The following is a 16,937-nucleotide window of genomic DNA, read 5'->3' on the forward strand; positions in this document are numbered from 1 at the left end:
CCTTAAAATTGAGTTTAGAGCATTGTTTGTACTGGTTTTAATAAAGTTCTCTCCCGCTTTCCGTTTCAATCTTATAAGGCAAAACACTTGCCTTATAAGGATTTTTACTTCAATCGGGGCTATTTAGTCCGTTTTGTTCTTGTAATAAGGAATGGGTATTGCGCATAAAAAAACGCTAATTATGTAATTAGCGTTTTCGTTTTCTCGTCGCCATATAATTTTCTACGGCTTCTCTTGTGGTAAGCCAGTTGCGCCCTTCTTTATAAGCGTCTATTTTACCTTGTCTGGCTAGCAGACTTATATATTCCTGACCATAAGGCATGTCAGGTTCTTGAACCAAATTAGAAATGGAAATGTATTCTGTATCGTTTCCTGGAAGTGCATTTATGTATATGTTAAGTGTGCGCTCAAGAGCTTGACACATCAATAAGGTAAGTTTTTGATAATTACCTCCATTGGCTTGATTGAGCGCTTCATAGTATTTCTTGCGGTCATTTTTTAAGATAATCGCAGGCGGAAAACCACAACGTATCAATAATAAATTCATAGCCAGCCGCACCGTTCTACCATTTCCATCAAAAAAAGGATGAATCCAAACGAGTTTATGATGAAAAACAGCCGCTAGTTCAATGTCATTAAGTCCTAACGGATTTGTATTGATAAAATCAATCAGTTCATCGAGTAAATCCGAAACTTTATTGGCATTTGGAGGAACAAAATTAGCACCTGATATACGCACCCCGCCATTGCGCAAGCGACCCGCAAAATCATCTTCAATAGAGCGTAAAACTAATCCATGCAAAGACAAGATGTCAATACTGCGCAACATATAATCATCATTTACAATGGAGAATAGATAATCTATTGCTTTGGCGTGATTATGGGTTTCAAAATGTTCTCGTAATGATTTTCCCTTGATGGTTATTCCTTCTTGAAGCACCATTTGGGTTTCTCTTAAACTCATGGTGTTTCCTTCAATACTATTAGAATTATAGGTCCATTCTATAGAAAGACTTTCCTTGATTTTATTCAATGCGATGGCGGGCAATGGTCTGCTGGTTTGCAGGACTTGCTTTTTTTCATACAATCGATCAAAGGTTGATTGAAATTCTTCTCTATAATTTGTATCTATCTTCCACATAGCCACAAAGATACAAATATTATCGGATAATATTAAAAAACATCCTATCCGATATTAAGATTTATGCATTATTCAATAGTCATCGATTTCAATTTGGTACGATAGGCTTCAAGCGCTATTGATTTGGATATAAATCCGAAGTACTTATCATCTTTTACCACTGGTAAAAAAGCAACTTTTGATCGTTCAAATTTGTTCATAACCGTTTCCATGGTATTGAATGGATAGATTATTTCAGTAGGAACCGCCATGATATTTTTTACCAAAGTGTATTTTACGCGGTACGTATTAAAAATTATTTCACGGATATTATTGAAATGAACAACACCTAACAATCGCTTATCTTTATCCACAACGGCGAAGATAACCTGATTCGAGTGCGAAATTAAATCAACCAGTTTCTCTAGATTTTCATCTGGTGTAACCGTTAAATAATCGGTTTGTATAATAGAAGTAGTATCTAATGTCGCCAGTACATTGGTATCTTTATTACTCGTAAATGCATGTCCTTTTTTAGCCAATTCTTTTACATCCATAGAATGTCGTTCAAAACGTTTTGAAATGGCAAAACTGATTGAAGCAACAATCATCAGCGGAAGCATTAAACTGTATCCACCGGTTATCTCAGCAATCAAGAAGATGGCTGTTAGAGGGGCATGAAATAATCCACTCAAAATACCGGCCATTCCTACCATCGTAAAATTACTGACAGGCAACTGGGTCAAACCAGTTAGGTTTATGGCTTTTGAAAAGACAAATCCTAGATAGGAACCTACAAATAAGGAAGGGGCAAAGTTACCTCCGTTTCCTCCAGATCCTAAGGTAATTCCAGTGGCGAAAACCTTTACCATCATCGTCATACCTACGAATATCAATAATACCCAACTGTTAGTTCTAAAACTGCTAAAAAGAGTGTTCTCTAACATTACACCGGGATTGTCCTCGGATAATACTTTGATACTCTCATAACCCTCACCAAAGAGTGTTGGGAATATAAAAATTAATACAGCTAGAATAGAGGCTCCTACCAGTGCTTTTTTATAGGGATTGAGTTTAAGTTTAGCAAAATAATGTTCTGTTCTCTGAAAATATCGAGTGTAGTATACCGACATAAAACCAGTCAATACACCTAGAAGGATATAAAATGGAATTTTATGATAATCGAAGACCTGTTGTTGTTTGAAATTTAATAAAACAGACTCGTCCAATACAATTTCAGAGACTAGAGCACCTGTAGCGGCGGCAATCATAATGGGAGTAAATGCTGCGATACTCACATCGACAAGTAAAAATTCGATAGCAAATAAAACACCGGCAATAGGAGCATTAAATGCAGCAGCTATTCCTGCAGCAACACCACAACCAATAAGAAGTGTTCTGTCTTTATAACTCAGCTTGTAGCGCTGTGCATAATTAGATCCAAAAGCGGCACCAGACACAACGATAGGACTCTCTAAACCGGCAGATCCTCCAAGACCAACGGTAAGGGAACTTGTGATGATTTGAGCATACATTTGTTTTTTTGGAACGATACTGGCTTTCTTTGCAACGGAGTATAAAATCTGGGAAGTTCCTTTTTCTATAGAACCACCTAAGACTTTTTTTACCACAAAAACCGTTAGTAACAAACCTGCAATAGGTAAGATACTATTAATGAAACTCAGTTTTAAAATACCATTGATGTAAGTCGCAAATGAGAAAACCTGGTGGGCAAACGTTTTTAGAACGATTACTGCAAATGCAGAAGAAATACCTACTAATACACTCGATAGGAAAATAAATTGCTTTTCTGTTAGCATAGATTGCGACCAGGCAATTATATTTTCTAATTTAGTAAGATATTTTTTGAGCATTTTTTTCTTTTTAAAAATGCTAATTTACTATTATTTTAATGATCCTATAAGTTTTTTAGCGCTTCTTTTCTGCTCAATATTTGTAGGTTGGTATCAGCTACAAATATTTTTACTGCTTCGGGATTTGTTTTTGCGTATTCCCGCAAGGTCCAACCAATTGCTTTCTGAATAAAAAATTCTGATGAGGATTTATGTTGAATACATATTGCTTTTAGTAAATTAAAATCGGTTTTTTCTTTATATCCCAATTGAAATAAAATCGCACTTCTGTTGAGCCATATATTCTCTGATTTGGAAAAGGTAGTAATTGTTGCGGTAATTGCTTCAGGAAATTCAAATAGGTATTGGCCAAGTATATTTTTTGAAATAGTATCGACGCTGTCCCACCAGCAATTATGTGTTATTAGTTTTTCTATGAGATCAATATCTTGTTGTATATACTTTCCCTTTAGTTCTTTTATCAAAATTTCAATGGCGCAATAATGAAATTCTCGTTGCTTTTTAGCGTATAAGTCTATGGCGATTTCTCGCGGATTTTTGGTAACTTCCTCTTTGTTCGCTTTCCATACTTCTTTAAAAAGTTGTCTTCTTTGGGTTGCTTTTATTCCAAAAAAAGGAAAACGATTCTTCATGTATTTGGCCATAGCCAAAGCATTTTCGCTCTGGCTATTTTCGTGATAGGCAACTTCTAAATCAGTAATAAATCCCATTGCTAAAAGCCAACTGCGGTATCATCTCCTCTAAAGTCGGCTCCACCTTCTAGTTTATTATTTGGTAAAACCAAGATGGCGTCTACTTTTCCAATAACAGGAGTTGTTTTTTCATTGATGAGATAGCCTTTTGCTTTTAACGCATCAAAGGTTTGTGTACTAAAAGTATTCGGTTCGAATGTGATCAAATCTGGTAACCATTGGTGGTGAAAGCGGGGGGCATTTACTGCTTGCTGCATACTCAAATTGTATTCGTACACATTCAATATCGTTTGCAATACTGAAGTGATAATGGTAGAACCACCAGGCGAGCCCACAGTCATCAATAGTTTTCCATTTTTTTCTACAATTGTAGGCGTCATAGAACTTAGCATTCTTTTTTGTGGAGCAATGCTATTCGCTTCATTTCCTACTAATCCAAACATATTGGGTACTCCCGGTTTTGCACTGAAATCATCCATTTCGTTATTCAATAGAAAACCCAGTTCATCACAGTAAAACTTTGAACCAAAACCTGCATTTAGTGTGGTTGTAGCTGCAATGGCATTTCCAAATTGGTCTACGATCGAGTAGTGGGTCGTTTCCATACTTTCGTTATAATTCACGTTCCCTTCCTTAATATCTGATGATAAGGTTGCTTTGTCAAAACTGAAATCAGCCATTCTTTGTTTAAGGTAGTTGTCGTCCATTAAAGCGTTCAAAGGTATTTTTACAAAGTCAGGATCTCCTAGAAAGTAGCTTCGGTCCGCATAGGCTCGTCGTTCGGCTTCTACAATTACTTGTATTGCCTGTGATGAATTATGTCCCATTTTAGCCAAATCATAAGGGGCAACCATTTTAAATATTTGTGCTAGACATATTCCACCGCTGCTAGGTGGTGCCATCGAAATGATGTTTAAATCTTTGTATTTAAAACTAAGTGGCGTTCTCCATTTGGCTTCATACTGCGCCAAATCTTCCATGGTGATGATAGCTCCTTTTGCCTGAAGATAATCTACTAAAGTTTTAGCGGTTTCGCCTTTGTAAAACTCGTCGCGTCCATTTTTTGAAATCCTTCTCAACGTTGCTGCTAGCGCCGGATATTTAATGGTGTCTTTTTCCTTGTAAACTCTTGAAAGCACCGAATTGGCGCCGTTAATTTTAGTAAGATCTTGACGGTAGTCGTTTAAACGTTCTTCTTGTTTGTGAGTGACTACAACACCACGTTCTGCTAATTCAATAACTGGTTTCAAAATTTCTTCGATATGTAGAGAACCTAATTTTTTATGTACTGCAAAAACACCCGCGATTGTTCCAGGAATCCCAATTGCCAGCGCAGATTTGGTGCTTTTTCCAGGAATAACATTTCCATTTGCGTCCAAGAACATATCTTTTGTGGCCGCCAAAGGTGCTTTCTCACGATAGTCCAAAGTTCCTTTTTCGCCATTTGCTTTTCTGTAGACCATAAATCCGCCACCACCTATGTTTCCTGCATAAGGATAGGCTACTGCCAAGGCTAGTTCAGTTGCGACCATGGCATCAAAAGCATTTCCGCCTTTTTTCATTATTTCGACACCAATTTTAGAAGCTTCTTCACGTGCCGAAACGACCATTGCCTTATTTGCTAAAAGCCCTGTAGGTTGAACAACACTATTTTGTGTTTTACAGCTTAAAAAAATAATGGCACACGACAGTAAAATACTTTTTTTCATCTTTCTTTCAATTTATAATGGAATCATTTTATTAAAATCCTACCGCTTTATTATCACCTCTTTTATCAGCACCACCTTCCAGTTTTCCGCTTGGAGCTACTAAGACAGCATCAACTTGACCGATGATTTCTTTGTTAGCTTCGTTTATTTTGTACTCTCTTTCTTTTAGTTCATTTATAGTTTCTTTCGAAAATGAATTGGGCTCAAAAGTGATTTCATCAGGTAGCCATTGATGGTGAAAACGGGGTGCATCTACCGCTTCCTGCATACTCATTCCAAATTCGTACACATTTAAAATGGTTTGCAAAACAGAAGTGATAATCGTAGAGCCTCCTGGAGTTCCCACAACCATAAACAATTTTCCGTTTTTCTCTACAATGGTTGGTGTCATCGAGCTAAGCATTCTTTTGCCTGGAGCGATACTATTAGCTTCGGTTCCAGTAAGTCCATAAAGGTTAGGGACTCCAGGTTTAGCGCTGAAATCATCCATTTGATTGTTTAAAAAGAAACCTAATTCATCACAATAGATTTTAGAACCGTAATTATCATTTAAGGTCGTAGTTACGGAAACTGCATTCCCGTCGGCATCAACAATAGAGTAGTGCGTGGTTTGCTTACTTTCGTAACCTGCAATTTTTCCTTTACCAATATCAGATGATTTTGAGGCCTTATCGAATGAGAAATCGCTCATTCTGTTTTTGATATAAGTGGAGTCCAATAGTTCTTTTACGGGAAGCTTTACAAAATCTGGGTCACCTAGGAATGCATTTCTGTCAGCGTAGGCTCTTCGTTCAGCTTCTGTAATTACTTGAATAGCTTTAACACTATTGTGTCCCATTTCGGAAAGATTGAAAGGTTCGATCATTTTCATGATTTGGTCTAAACAAATACCACCACTACTGGGTGGAGACATAGATGTTATCTTTAAATCTTTGTAGGTAAAAGTAATAGGTGCTCTCCATTTGGCTTCATATTGATTTAAATCTTCCAATGTCATATTTCCGTCTTTGGTCTTTAGAAAAGCTACTAATTTTTTAGCCGTTTCTCCTTTGTAAAACTCATCACGTCCATTTTTTGCAATACGTTTTAAAGTGGCTGCCAAAGCAGGATATTTAATGGTGTCACCCGCTTTATATTCTTGAGAAAATAAGCTGTTTGGACCATTAGTTTTTATAAAAGTTTCTCTGTAAGCAGCTAAGCTTTGTGCTTGATGTTGCGTAACGACCACGCCATTTTCGGCTAATGCAATTACAGGCTCAAGGATTTCGGCTATGGGCAAAGAACCATATTTCTTATGCACTGCAAATAATCCAGCTAGCGTACCTGGAATTCCAGAAGCTACTGCAGAAGCGGTACTTTTACCTTCAATTACATTTCCTGCCGCATCAAGATACATGTCTTTGGTTGCGGCAAGCGGTGCTTTTTCTCGGTAATCAAGAGCTCCGGTTTCCCCATTTGCTTTTCTAAAAACCATGAAGCCACCACCACCAAGATTTCCCGCCTGCGGATAAGATACTGCCAATGCGAGTTCAGTAGCCACCATTGCGTCAAAAGCATTGCCGCCTTTTTTCATAATGGAAACACCAATTGCGGAAGCCTCTTCCCTTGCCGAAACGATCATGGCTTTATCGGTTACTAAACCTGTTGGAGCAACGATTTTTTCATTTGATTTACAGCTGAGTACTGCGATAGAAAGGAGTAGTATTAATTTTTTCATTATAGTTATGTTATGTAGTTTTGGTTTTGTTTTTTTTACCATGTAAGTAATATGGGTAAAGTGTTTAAGTTAAGTAATCTTCAATAGGTGGAAAACTTTATTAAACTTAAATGGCTTAGATGTTTCAATAGCTAGTATGTTTTTAAATTAATTGCTCCATTAGTTTTTGTTTGGCATGCGCCCTTAAATCCTCAAAGAACAAGGTGAAATCCTGCTCAAATTCAGTATAGAACTCCGTTAGTTCCTCTGAAGCAAAGCGCATTTTTGATTGATTCTTGGTTCGGCTATCCATTTGGGTTAGTATTTTGTCAATCCCTTCAATGGTTTGATAGCTGAGCAGCCAATTTTGCTGGATCATATACGGCATGATTGTGATGGTTCTTTCACTCAAAATGGGAATGTTGTCACTCAAAGACTGATAGAAAGCAGCAACATAGTCATCTAAATCTTCAGCTGAGTAATTAACCCAGTTTTTTGCCAAAAAATGATCGTAAAAAACATCTACAATTACACCGGCATAATGATGGTATCTAGAATGCAGTTTTTTAGTACTTTGTCTAAAAACAGGATGAGCATCAGTAAACGTATCAATGGCACGATGCAGCACAATTCCTTTCTGGACTTCCAAGGGATAATTTTTAAATTGTTTCCCCCGAATCCCATCAGCCATAAAATTGCCAATTTTGATTAAATCGTTGTCGCCCGAAAGATAGATATGTGCTAAGAAGTTCATTCGCCTAAATTATGAATTCTAAATGACTTATTTAAATTGTCAATTATTATATTTGTGGGAAATTTAAAAGAAATTACTCAAAATTTAAAAATATAAGAATGACTTTAATAAAATCAATATCAGGAATACGTGGGACAATAGGAGGGAAAGTAGGGGATAACTTAACGCCGCTTGATGCAGTGAAATTTGCCTCAGCTTATGGAACCTGGTTAAAAAACTATTCTGGTAAAGACAAACTTACGGTTGTCGTAGGACGTGACGCAAGAATTTCAGGACCTATGATTCATAATTTAGTTGTGAATACCTTAATTGGCTTAGGTATTGACGTGATTGATTTGGGATTGTCAACGACACCAACGGTTGAAGTTGCTGTTCCTCTGGAGAAAGCAGACGGAGGAATTATCCTGACTGCCTCACACAATCCGAAGCAATGGAATGCCTTAAAGTTATTGAATGAAAAAGGGGAATTTCTTAATGGTATCGAAGGAGAAAAAATCCTAGCGATCGCTGAAGCCGAAGCATTTGAATTTTCGGATGTGGACAGTTTAGGCGAAATCACAGAGAATGATGCTTACATGGATATTCATATTGACGAGGTATTGAACTTGCCTTTAGTTGATGTTGAAGCTGTAAAAGCGGCTAAATTCAAAGTGGTAGTAGACGGTGTGAATTCATCAGGAGGAATCATCATCCCAAAATTGTTAGAATTAATGGGCGTTGAAGTAGTAAAGTTATACTGCGAACCTAACGGACATTTTCCACACAACCCAGAGCCTTTAAAAGAACACTTAACGGATATTTCAGAGCTAGTAGTTAAAGAAAAAGCCGATTTAGGAGTTGTCGTGGATCCAGACGTAGACCGTTTGGCTTTCATCTGTGAAGATGGTGAAATGTTTGGTGAAGAATATACTTTGGTGGCTTGTGCCGACTATGTATTGAGCAAAACCCCAGGGAATACTGTTTCTAACATGTCTTCGTCTCGTGCGTTGCGCGATGTGACTAACAGACATAACGGAAGTTACGAAGCTAGTGCTGTAGGCGAGGTGAATGTGGTAGATTTAATGAAAAAGAATAATGCCATCATAGGTGGAGAAGGAAACGGCGGAATAATATACCCAGAGTCACACTATGGTCGTGATAGCTTGGTAGGGGTAGCCTTATTCTTGACGCATTTAGCCAACAAGAAAATGACCGTTTCAGCTTTGCGTGCTTCGTATCCGGAGTACTACATGAGCAAAAACAAAATCGAGTTGACTCCGCAAATTGATGTCGATGCGATTCTAGTTGCTATGACTGAGAAATATAAAAACGAAGATATCACTACCATCGACGGAGTAAAGATTGACTTTGCTAATGAATGGGTTCATCTGAGAAAATCAAATACAGAACCTATTATCCGTATCTATACCGAAGCGCCTTCACAAGCACAGGCTGATACGCTGGCTTTGCGTATTATTGACGAAATTAAAGCGGTAGCTGGAATCTAAAACAGCGCTTTTTTTAAATACAAAACCCCTTTCAAAGTTGAATTTGAAAGGGGTTTTGCTTTTAGGCTCTTGTATATAAAAAGTGTAAATTGAAAGTTAAGCTTAATATGTATTGTCAAAAGTTTAATCCCATCTATTCGATGAAGATGCAGCCATTTTTCCACCGCCAGTAAAGAACAGTGTCAGTGCACCAAATAGGTATAAGCCCAATAATTCTAATTGCCAACCACCGTTATCGTTTAATAAAAATAGTTCTGCTGTGTGTACTAAGAAAAAAGCAAATAAATTACCGAAAATAAATACGGCTGCTGCTAATCGGGTTCGGTATCCAACTACGATTAGTAATGGCGCAATAATTTCGGTGATATAAACTCCATAGGCAAGAAAAGAGGGGAGTCCTTTTCCAGATAACATGCCTTCTATAAAAGAGATATCTCCTAATTTAGCAATTCCGTGAAGTAACATCAAGGCACCAACTGCAATACGAAGGATTAACAATCCTAAATCAGTGTTTTTATTCATAATTTTTCTTTTACATGTAATAATTAAAACACAGTGTAGTAAATCTACGCTACACTTCAGTCTCTATTTAGTTTCTCAAATATAAGCTATTTTTAAAAAGGATGTAGTTAGTTACTTATGAAATGTGTTGATTTTGAGGTATTATACAAATATCTCTCTGTAGTAATGTTGAATTTTAAAAAGGTTTTTAATTCTAAATCGGTGATGATTTATCTTTGACTAAAAATTAACTCTAAAACTTACATTAGGAGTCATACCCAGAGATTTGTTGTTTACGGCAATAGTATTACTGTTGTCGTTAGGATCTACTTTGTAATAGCGGTTTATGACATTGTCTTCATCAGTGATATTGATTACCCCACCGCGTAGTGTAGCTTTAATGGCAGAACTGAAATTGAAACTATAACTGAAAGAAGCATCTAATCGCATAAAGTCATCTAGATTTTCGCTGTTAGGTTCACCATAATTCACCATGGTATTGTTACCACTTTTTACGGTTTCGTTACCTTCAGGGGGGCGAGTGTATGGTTGCCCATTACGCCAAATTCCTCCAATTGAAATTTTTAGATTATCCAGAATATCATAATTAAACCCAAGCGAAGCAGAATGCCTAATATCAACGTTATTAGGGAAGCTAGAAGGAGTAAAGGAATCAAATTCATAGTCGTTAGTGCTATAGGTGTAACTAATCCAGGTACTGAATCGTCTCGCCGTTTTATTGGCCAGAAATTCAATTCCTTTTGCCGTATAACTTCCATGTGCGTTTTTGTATTGAAAATTATTATAAAACCCCTGATTAGAAGCAGTAATTCCGTCTACGATTTTATAAAACCCAGTCAGCTCAATATTCAATTTGTTTTGTTTGAATTCTACTCCAAAAGAACTCTGCTTGCTGGTCGCGATAGGAATGTCTTCATTGTTGACTAGTACCCATCGTCTTTTTTCAACACCTAGGAAATCGTCCTCAAAATCGATTATTTGAGTTGCGGTTTGATTTTTAAATTCCCCTTCTAGTTTTAACGCAAATTGCTTTGATAATTGTTGGCGTATATTAATACGAGGTTCTGCTAGTAATTTGTCAAATTTCTTAAAATAATTTAAGCGTGCTCCAAGTCTTAAATAGGTGTTATTCTTGTTGTACTCTGCTTCCGCAAAGACAGCATGATTCAACAATACATCTTTTTTAGTGCTGGAATAAGAGGGCGCACTCACGGTAGTCTGGTTGAGCATTCCAGTTTCATTAACCTGATACCCTAATAATAAACTAAGATTGGAGTTTGCTATATAATGCGCATTCAGCTTGGTTCCCGTTTCAAGTACTTCATTAGCTTCGGTCAATAACTGGTCTGTTGGCACGCGATAATCGGTAGCGTCAATATTGTATCGGGAAAAATAAGTTACCACTTCTGTACTAAAGGCATCCGTCCATTGCCCTTTCCAACTTCCTCCGTATCCAATGTTCTTTTGCGAAAGCTGGCTAACTTTAGATGCGCTTTGATCGGCATTAGAATATTCAGCATAATTCAAGGCGTTGTTGATTCCGATAATATTGGCTCTAAAGCTATGTTTGTCGTTTAAGTCGAATAGTAATTTAGCGGTAAAATCATAAAAATAGAAATCAGAACTGGTATTTTTATCTGCGCTGTCTGCATTGATTTCTGTGTCTTGAAAACTTCTCTGGTAATAGTTGGTAAACGTGGGTGTATTAATTAAATCAGTTACGGAGCGACGTGCAGAAATGTCCAACTCGAGATTTTTTGCTAACGGAATTTCTACAAACGCATCGGCACTAATTAGATTGACACCGCCACCTCCTGAAACAGAAGCTCCTATTTTATCATTAGTACTCATGTTGATAGTACTAGAAACTCCATCACTATAAGCAGCGCTGGTTCCGTTTTTACTTACGGTGACTTTATTAGTTACATTAGGGTTATAAGCCGAAATCAAACCAAAAAAGTGCCCAGAATGGTACATTTTTATATTGTCCCAAAGCATTAAATTCTGATCATTTGTACCGCCACGTACATTGATATTAGCAATACTTTCATTTGTACTTTCTACACCCGGTAGAGCTTGTATGGATTGTAGTACATCAGGATCTACCAGACCTGGGAGAATTCCAAATTTTTTAGTGTTTAAAACCGTGCTTCCGTCTATGTATTTCTGTAATCCAGGTGTTAGGTAAATATTTATCAACACTTGATTGAGTTCTTCCTTGGAAGGTTTCAAGAATATTTTCTTGCAAATACCTTCCGTAGAAAATAATTCATTTGCAGTAAATTGTTTCGATTCGTAGCCTATGTACGAAATGGTGATGCTGGCATCAAGTGGGACATTGTCCAGGTTAAAAGCACCATTTTTTGCAGTGATGGTTCCTTTAGAGCTGTTATCAATACGTATAGTTGCTCCCGGTAAAGAAATCTGAGAATCCTGAGCGCTCACGATGCCGCACACTGGGAATATTTTGTTTAATACAGAAACGGTTACATAACGATTGTCTAGCGCTTTAAAGTTTAAAAGCACTTTTGAGTTGAGGTATGCTATAGTTTGCTCAAGGGTTAGTTCAGGAGCTGGTTTTTCGATAGCTATGGTTGCTACATCTTCTACAGCATAGGAGAATTTTACATTAAATTGTTGCTCAATAGTAGCTATAATAGCTGTTAAAGCAGTTTTATTGGTTGCTGTTTGCGCCTGACCAATGGTTGTTATAAACAACAATAAATAAAGAGTCCATTTATTCATAGTTATAGAATACGATAGTTTTGCCATCTATTTTGTAACTCAATTTTAAAGGAATAGTTACTGCTTCCAGAGCAATTTTTTGATTGGTATGGGTAAAACTTCCTGTAAATAGCTTAGAAGTATCAACAGCATCTACTTTAATTTTAATATCGTATTGACGCTCTAATTCTGCTATTACTTGATTTAATGGGATTCTTGTAAAACTTGATTCTTGTTGCATCCACGATGGGTTTTCAGTAGTAGAATCATCGACGGCTTCAATTTGCTTATTGATAACTCTAAAAGTTTTACCAGGAGGTAACTTAACAGTTTCATTATTATAGGTGACACTTACTAATCCTTCGTAGCAACTTACTTCATAATAATTATTGTGTTGTTTTACATTAAAATGTGTCCCCAGTACTTTTACAACACCATCTGTAGTTTGTACGCTGAAGGTTTCTCCTTTTTGCACCTGAAAATAAGCTTCTCCATCAAGGGTTAAATCACGGTTGTTTTCCCATTTCTTTTCGTTGAATGTGATTTTTGATCCTGCATTCAATAAAACTTCCGAGTTATCAGGTAATCGAAACGTTTTTGTTTGTGCGATTCCAGTTTCGTAGGATTGGGTGTTGTTAAAAAACAAGAAATAGGAGGAGGTAAGTAATACTACTAAAGCGGCCGCCACCTTAAAGAAGGTTTTTAAGTTTAGGGTTCGCACTTTTGTTTCTTTTTTCGAAAGGGATCTGGTTTTGAAAGCCGCCAAAGCCGCTTGCGCATCTACAGTTGGAGTTTCCAGATGTGAAGCATAATGTGCTATTTTTTCAAGCGTGTCAAAACCTTCAGATTGTTTTAAATCTTCGATTTCTTTACTTGAAAGTTCGCCGTTAAGCCATTTTATTATTTCGTTTTCGTTTTTCATTTTTCAACTCTATATGTATAAGACAACTTCAATTCGATTTACCCTACTATAAATCAAATAATTATATGTTTTCTATTTGTGCTTTTAAAATTTTAAGCGCTGCCGACATTCTTTTCTCAACTGCTTTCTGCGAAATATCGAGCAATTCAGCTATTTCTCGGTATTTTTTTCCGTCTATTCGATTCATTAGAAAGACTTCTCGCTGTGCTTCACTTAAAGAGGCGATAGCATTCTGCAGTTTTACTTTAAATTCTTCTTCTTCGAGTAGATATTCTGGACTTTGATTAGTGGTGTCTAAATTAGGCGTCTCTTTGGCGAAAGCCATAACTACCTTATTGTGTTTTATTGTATTCAGAAATAAATTATTTACTGTGGTTAGCAAATAAGTTTTGACTTTACTAAAATCAATTTGGGAACAATTCTCCCATATTTTGGCAAACGCATCTTGAACAAGGTCTAACGCAGCATCACTGTCACCACATTTATAGTAGGCAAAATTAGTTGCTGATTGTACGTTCTTTATATAAAAGTCGCTAAAATGTTGTTCCTCACAAAGGTTTTTATCTCCGTTATTCATTTATTGTAGGTTGGTTGTATGGGTTGTAAATGTAAATTATTTTTTAAACAACGGGACAAGAGGATTAAACTGAAATTTTTTTTCGTCTTTTTAATGCATGTAAAATACTGATTTAAAGAGTTTTATATATTTATTTATTTTTTTATTAAAAAAGGGGGTAGGGTAAAAATAATGTTGATTGTCTTACTAACAGAAAGGCGAATCAATCATCGCTGTATAACATTAGAAAAACCTTAAATTTGTAAATTATGAAAAGATTAAAAAGTATTACCGGAATTGCATTGATGGCTATATTTGGTTTAACATCATGCCAAAGTGAAGTAGATGAAGTACAAGGAGAGAATCCAAATACAAATGCTGCTAATTCAACAACTGCAAACAACCTGAAACGTACTTCGATGTATGATGGTTCATTTGATGATTTTATAGATGGAGCTTCTTGTTCTTCTATTTTATTGCCTGCGACCGCAAAAGTTAACGGGATTCAGGTTTCTCTTTTTAGCCAACTGGATTACCAACAAGTGATTTCTATTTTAGGTCAGTTTAATAATGATCAGGATTCAGTGGTACTACAATTTCCATTGCGTGTTAAAACAAGTAACTATACAGAGGTTACAGTGAACAATCAAACAGAATACAATGCAATTTTGAATGCATGTAGTTCAGCCGAAAGTTCAGGTCAAGCTGCGATTACTTCATTAAATATTAACTTTCCTATTACAATTTTAACTTATAATGTGAGTTTACAACAAACGGGAAGTGTTGTTATCACATCCGAACAACAATTGTTTACGTATATGAGTAATGTAAGCAGTACTGAATTGTTTGCAGTTAAATACCCAATAACGGTTAAACTTATTGATGGTACACAATCAACAGTTAATAGTGATGCTGAATTGCAATCAAATATTAATGCTTCTCTTACAACGAAAGCAACAATAACACAAGCAGAGCAGAATTCGAAAAAACTAGAAACTATTTTAGTTAATGGTACGTTTAAAGTACAATCATTTGTAACTGCAGGAGTAGATTCAGCAAACAATTATAAAGATACTACGGTAGATTTTGCAAATGACTGGAAAGTAAAAGCGGTTACTGCTTTGACAACAGCTGCTACAGGGACTTATGCAGTAAGCTCAGAGTTAGATGTTTTTCTGAAATTGAATTTCACAGGAAGCAGTTCTTTTAGCTTATTAAATAATACATGGAAAGTAGCAAGTTTTACTACATCGACAATAACGTTACAAAGTAAAACAAATGCTGCCGTAACCTTAGTGTTGACGCAAATCTAATTAAAGCGATTAGCTTAAAAATATTGGATTAGTTTAAAACAGCAACCGGAAATGGTTGCTGTTTAAAATAAAAAGGATTCATAAAAAAAGAATAAAATGAAAAAAAGAATTGCATTAGTAACGTTGGCCTTTGCCTTATTAATTTCCTGTTCGAAAGAGGATAGTACCGATACGACCTCTGTAGACGGGTTTTCAATCACTAATAATAAGAAAGCAACAGGAAGTTCATCTCATGATTTATTATCTGGTGATACTTATAAAAGCATGGTAATCGAATTGGTTTATGTCCAAGGATACGAACCATCAGCGACAGCAATTAGCAATTTCACTTCTTTTTTGAATGCCAGAACTAATAAGTCAGGGGGAATAACAGTCGTAAAGAGAGCAATTGCGTCACCGGGGAAAGCCACTTTTACAAATCAAGAAATTGTTGCTATCGAAGATGCCAATAGAACGAAGTACAACACGCGAGATCAGATTGCAGTTTGGGCTCTTTTTATAGATGGAGCTTCTGCTTCTGACTCCGGAAATAGCTATGTTTTAGGAACTGCTTATAGAAATACGTCCTTTGTAATTTATGAGAAGACAATTCAAGGTTTAAGCGATAGTCCTTTTGAACCTAACAGATCTCTATTTGAAACAACGATTATAACACATGAGTTTGGTCATATTCTAGGACTAACTAATTTAGGAGCACCTTTGCAAAGCAACCATGAAGATACTGCACACGAAAAACATTGTAATGTCGAAAGTTGTTTAATGTATTGGTCTGCAGAATCAGGAAGTGGAGTTGCCAATATGGTTTCAGGAGGTTCAGCCCCAAAACTAGACGCCCAATGTTTAGCAGATCTTAAAGCAAACGGAGGGAAATAAAAGAATAATATAAATAATAAAATTATGAAAACGATATTTAGTACACTAGCGTTACTAGTAGGTATCGCTACATCAAACGCACAGGATACAGCGACGCAGCAGTCAAATGCAGGAATAAAAGGAGGCTATAATTTAGCTGCCGTAAGTTTTGATGGTGATGGAGAAACTGGACAACGCCATGGGTTTCACGTAGGTGTTTATGGAGAGTCCTTTATCAGCGAAAGCTTTTCTATCCAACCCGAATTGTTGTATTCTCAACAAGGGTACGAAATTAAAGATGCGAATGGAACGTTTACTCAAAAACTGAATTATATCAATTTACCGATAATGCTAAAAGCTTATCCGTCTAAAAACTTCTTCCTAGAGGCGGGACCACAAATAGGACTAGCTATTTCTCATAAGGAAGAATACGATGGTTTGTTTAGTAGTTCTCAAGAATATGATCCTAATAACTTTGACTGGGGAATGAACTTTGGAGGAGGTTTTAAAACTAATTCCGGAATCAGTTTAGGAGTGCGTTACCACTTAGGTCTTGGAGATTTGTATGATGAAGGAAAAGCACAGAACCGAGTTTGGCAATTTTCAGTTGGATTTGATTTGTAAGTTATGCCATTTTAATATTTAGACGAACCCTTTCAGAGTAGCACTTTGAAAGGGTTTCGTTTTTGTTTCGAATTATTGATTTTTTGGAAACA

14 protein-coding genes are annotated in these 16,937 nt (G+C 36.4%); 4 read left to right on the top strand and 10 right to left on the bottom strand.

Going from position 1 to position 16,937, the window contains the following annotated elements; all coding sequences use genetic code 11:
• Positions 1-187: 187 nt before the first annotated feature.
• The 6 genes from AAC069_RS12205 to AAC069_RS12230 all read right to left on the bottom strand — a co-directional run bounded on the left by AAC069_RS12205 (position 188) and on the right by AAC069_RS12230 (position 7,845).
• On the bottom strand, positions 188-1,141 hold the full coding sequence (locus tag AAC069_RS12205) for a Fic family protein (protein WP_339920747.1): 954 nt from the start codon (positions 1,139-1,141) through the stop codon (positions 188-190).
• A 68-nt stretch (positions 1,142-1,209) separates the two neighbouring features.
• A complete protein-coding gene (locus AAC069_RS12210; protein WP_339920748.1) occupies positions 1,210-2,994 on the bottom strand; it encodes a chloride channel protein in 1,785 nt (594 codons plus the stop codon).
• 44 nt (positions 2,995-3,038) lie between these two features.
• A complete protein-coding gene (locus AAC069_RS12215; protein ID WP_339920749.1) occupies positions 3,039-3,704 on the bottom strand; it encodes a DNA alkylation repair protein in 666 nt (221 codons plus the stop codon).
• Positions 3,705-3,706: 2 nt separating this feature from the next.
• Positions 3,707-5,395, bottom strand: coding sequence for a gamma-glutamyltransferase (gene ggt / locus AAC069_RS12220; RefSeq protein WP_339920750.1), 1,689 nt, complete (start codon positions 5,393-5,395; stop codon positions 3,707-3,709).
• A 31-nt stretch (positions 5,396-5,426) separates the two neighbouring features.
• Positions 5,427-7,112, bottom strand: a complete 1,686-nt coding sequence (ggt, locus tag AAC069_RS12225; protein ID WP_339920751.1) for a gamma-glutamyltransferase — start codon at positions 7,110-7,112, stop codon at positions 5,427-5,429.
• A 142-nt stretch (positions 7,113-7,254) separates the two neighbouring features.
• Positions 7,255-7,845: an acyl carrier protein phosphodiesterase gene (locus AAC069_RS12230; RefSeq protein WP_339920752.1), complete on the bottom strand. Its 591-nt coding sequence runs from the start codon at positions 7,843-7,845 to the stop codon at positions 7,255-7,257.
• 98 nt (positions 7,846-7,943) lie between these two features.
• Between AAC069_RS12230 and glmM the strand changes: the two genes are divergently transcribed.
• The gene (gene glmM / locus AAC069_RS12235) at positions 7,944-9,332 is read left to right on the top strand and encodes a phosphoglucosamine mutase (RefSeq protein ID WP_339920753.1); all 1,389 of its coding nucleotides are present in this window, start codon (positions 7,944-7,946) and stop codon (positions 9,330-9,332) included.
• A gap of 123 nt (positions 9,333-9,455) precedes the next feature.
• Here glmM and AAC069_RS12240 read toward each other — a convergent pair whose 3' ends face one another.
• The 4 genes from AAC069_RS12240 to AAC069_RS12255 all read right to left on the bottom strand — a co-directional run bounded on the left by AAC069_RS12240 (position 9,456) and on the right by AAC069_RS12255 (position 14,077).
• A complete protein-coding gene (locus tag AAC069_RS12240) occupies positions 9,456-9,854 on the bottom strand; it encodes a DoxX family protein (RefSeq protein ID WP_339920754.1) in 399 nt (132 codons plus the stop codon).
• A 219-nt stretch (positions 9,855-10,073) separates the two neighbouring features.
• On the bottom strand, positions 10,074-12,626 hold the full coding sequence (locus AAC069_RS12245; protein ID WP_339920755.1) for a carboxypeptidase-like regulatory domain-containing protein: 2,553 nt from the start codon (positions 12,624-12,626) through the stop codon (positions 10,074-10,076).
• Positions 12,592-13,500: a FecR domain-containing protein gene (locus AAC069_RS12250; RefSeq protein ID WP_339920756.1), complete on the bottom strand. Its 909-nt coding sequence runs from the start codon at positions 13,498-13,500 to the stop codon at positions 12,592-12,594. The genes AAC069_RS12245 and AAC069_RS12250 overlap by 35 nt, the downstream gene beginning before the upstream one ends.
• Positions 13,501-13,561: 61 nt before the next feature.
• The gene (locus AAC069_RS12255) at positions 13,562-14,077 is read right to left on the bottom strand and encodes a sigma-70 family RNA polymerase sigma factor (RefSeq protein WP_091085998.1); all 516 of its coding nucleotides are present in this window, start codon (positions 14,075-14,077) and stop codon (positions 13,562-13,564) included.
• A gap of 248 nt (positions 14,078-14,325) precedes the next feature.
• Between AAC069_RS12255 and AAC069_RS12260 the strand changes: the two genes are divergently transcribed.
• The 3 genes from AAC069_RS12260 to AAC069_RS12270 all read left to right on the top strand — a co-directional run bounded on the left by AAC069_RS12260 (position 14,326) and on the right by AAC069_RS12270 (position 16,845).
• Positions 14,326-15,369: a hypothetical protein gene (locus AAC069_RS12260; protein WP_339920757.1), complete on the top strand. Its 1,044-nt coding sequence runs from the start codon at positions 14,326-14,328 to the stop codon at positions 15,367-15,369.
• 96 nt (positions 15,370-15,465) lie between these two features.
• Positions 15,466-16,242: a membrane metalloprotease gene (locus AAC069_RS12265; RefSeq protein ID WP_339920758.1), complete on the top strand. Its 777-nt coding sequence runs from the start codon at positions 15,466-15,468 to the stop codon at positions 16,240-16,242.
• Positions 16,243-16,266: 24 nt separating this feature from the next.
• Positions 16,267-16,845: a porin family protein gene (locus AAC069_RS12270; protein WP_339920759.1), complete on the top strand. Its 579-nt coding sequence runs from the start codon at positions 16,267-16,269 to the stop codon at positions 16,843-16,845.
• Positions 16,846-16,937 lie beyond the last annotated feature (92 nt).

It is taken from the genome of uncultured Flavobacterium sp., from assembly GCF_963974175.1.
Lineage (GTDB): Bacteria > Bacteroidota > Bacteroidia > Flavobacteriales > Flavobacteriaceae > Flavobacterium.

What these genes read in the sequence shown, in the direction of transcription:
- AAC069_RS12205 (WP_339920747.1), bottom strand. Translation starts at nt 1,141, where the DNA reads ATGTGGAAGATAGATACAAATTATAGAGAAGAATTTCAATCAACCTTT.
- AAC069_RS12210 (WP_339920748.1), bottom strand. Translation starts at nt 2,994, where the DNA reads ATGCTCAAAAAATATCTTACTAAATTAGAAAATATAATTGCCTGGTCG.
- AAC069_RS12215 (WP_339920749.1), bottom strand. Translation starts at nt 3,704, where the DNA reads ATGGGATTTATTACTGATTTAGAAGTTGCCTATCACGAAAATAGCCAG.
- ggt (WP_339920750.1), bottom strand. Translation starts at nt 5,395, where the DNA reads ATGAAAAAAAGTATTTTACTGTCGTGTGCCATTATTTTTTTAAGCTGT.
- ggt (WP_339920751.1), bottom strand. Translation starts at nt 7,112, where the DNA reads ATGAAAAAATTAATACTACTCCTTTCTATCGCAGTACTCAGCTGTAAA.
- AAC069_RS12230 (WP_339920752.1), bottom strand. Translation starts at nt 7,845, where the DNA reads ATGAACTTCTTAGCACATATCTATCTTTCGGGCGACAACGATTTAATC.
- glmM (WP_339920753.1), top strand. Translation starts at nt 7,944, where the DNA reads ATGACTTTAATAAAATCAATATCAGGAATACGTGGGACAATAGGAGGG.
- AAC069_RS12240 (WP_339920754.1), bottom strand. Translation starts at nt 9,854, where the DNA reads ATGAATAAAAACACTGATTTAGGATTGTTAATCCTTCGTATTGCAGTT.
- AAC069_RS12245 (WP_339920755.1), bottom strand. Translation starts at nt 12,626, where the DNA reads ATGGCAAAACTATCGTATTCTATAACTATGAATAAATGGACTCTTTAT.
- AAC069_RS12250 (WP_339920756.1), bottom strand. Translation starts at nt 13,500, where the DNA reads ATGAAAAACGAAAACGAAATAATAAAATGGCTTAACGGCGAACTTTCA.
- AAC069_RS12255 (WP_091085998.1), bottom strand. Translation starts at nt 14,077, where the DNA reads ATGAATAACGGAGATAAAAACCTTTGTGAGGAACAACATTTTAGCGAC.
- AAC069_RS12260 (WP_339920757.1), top strand. Translation starts at nt 14,326, where the DNA reads ATGAAAAGATTAAAAAGTATTACCGGAATTGCATTGATGGCTATATTT.
- AAC069_RS12265 (WP_339920758.1), top strand. Translation starts at nt 15,466, where the DNA reads ATGAAAAAAAGAATTGCATTAGTAACGTTGGCCTTTGCCTTATTAATT.
- AAC069_RS12270 (WP_339920759.1), top strand. Translation starts at nt 16,267, where the DNA reads ATGAAAACGATATTTAGTACACTAGCGTTACTAGTAGGTATCGCTACA.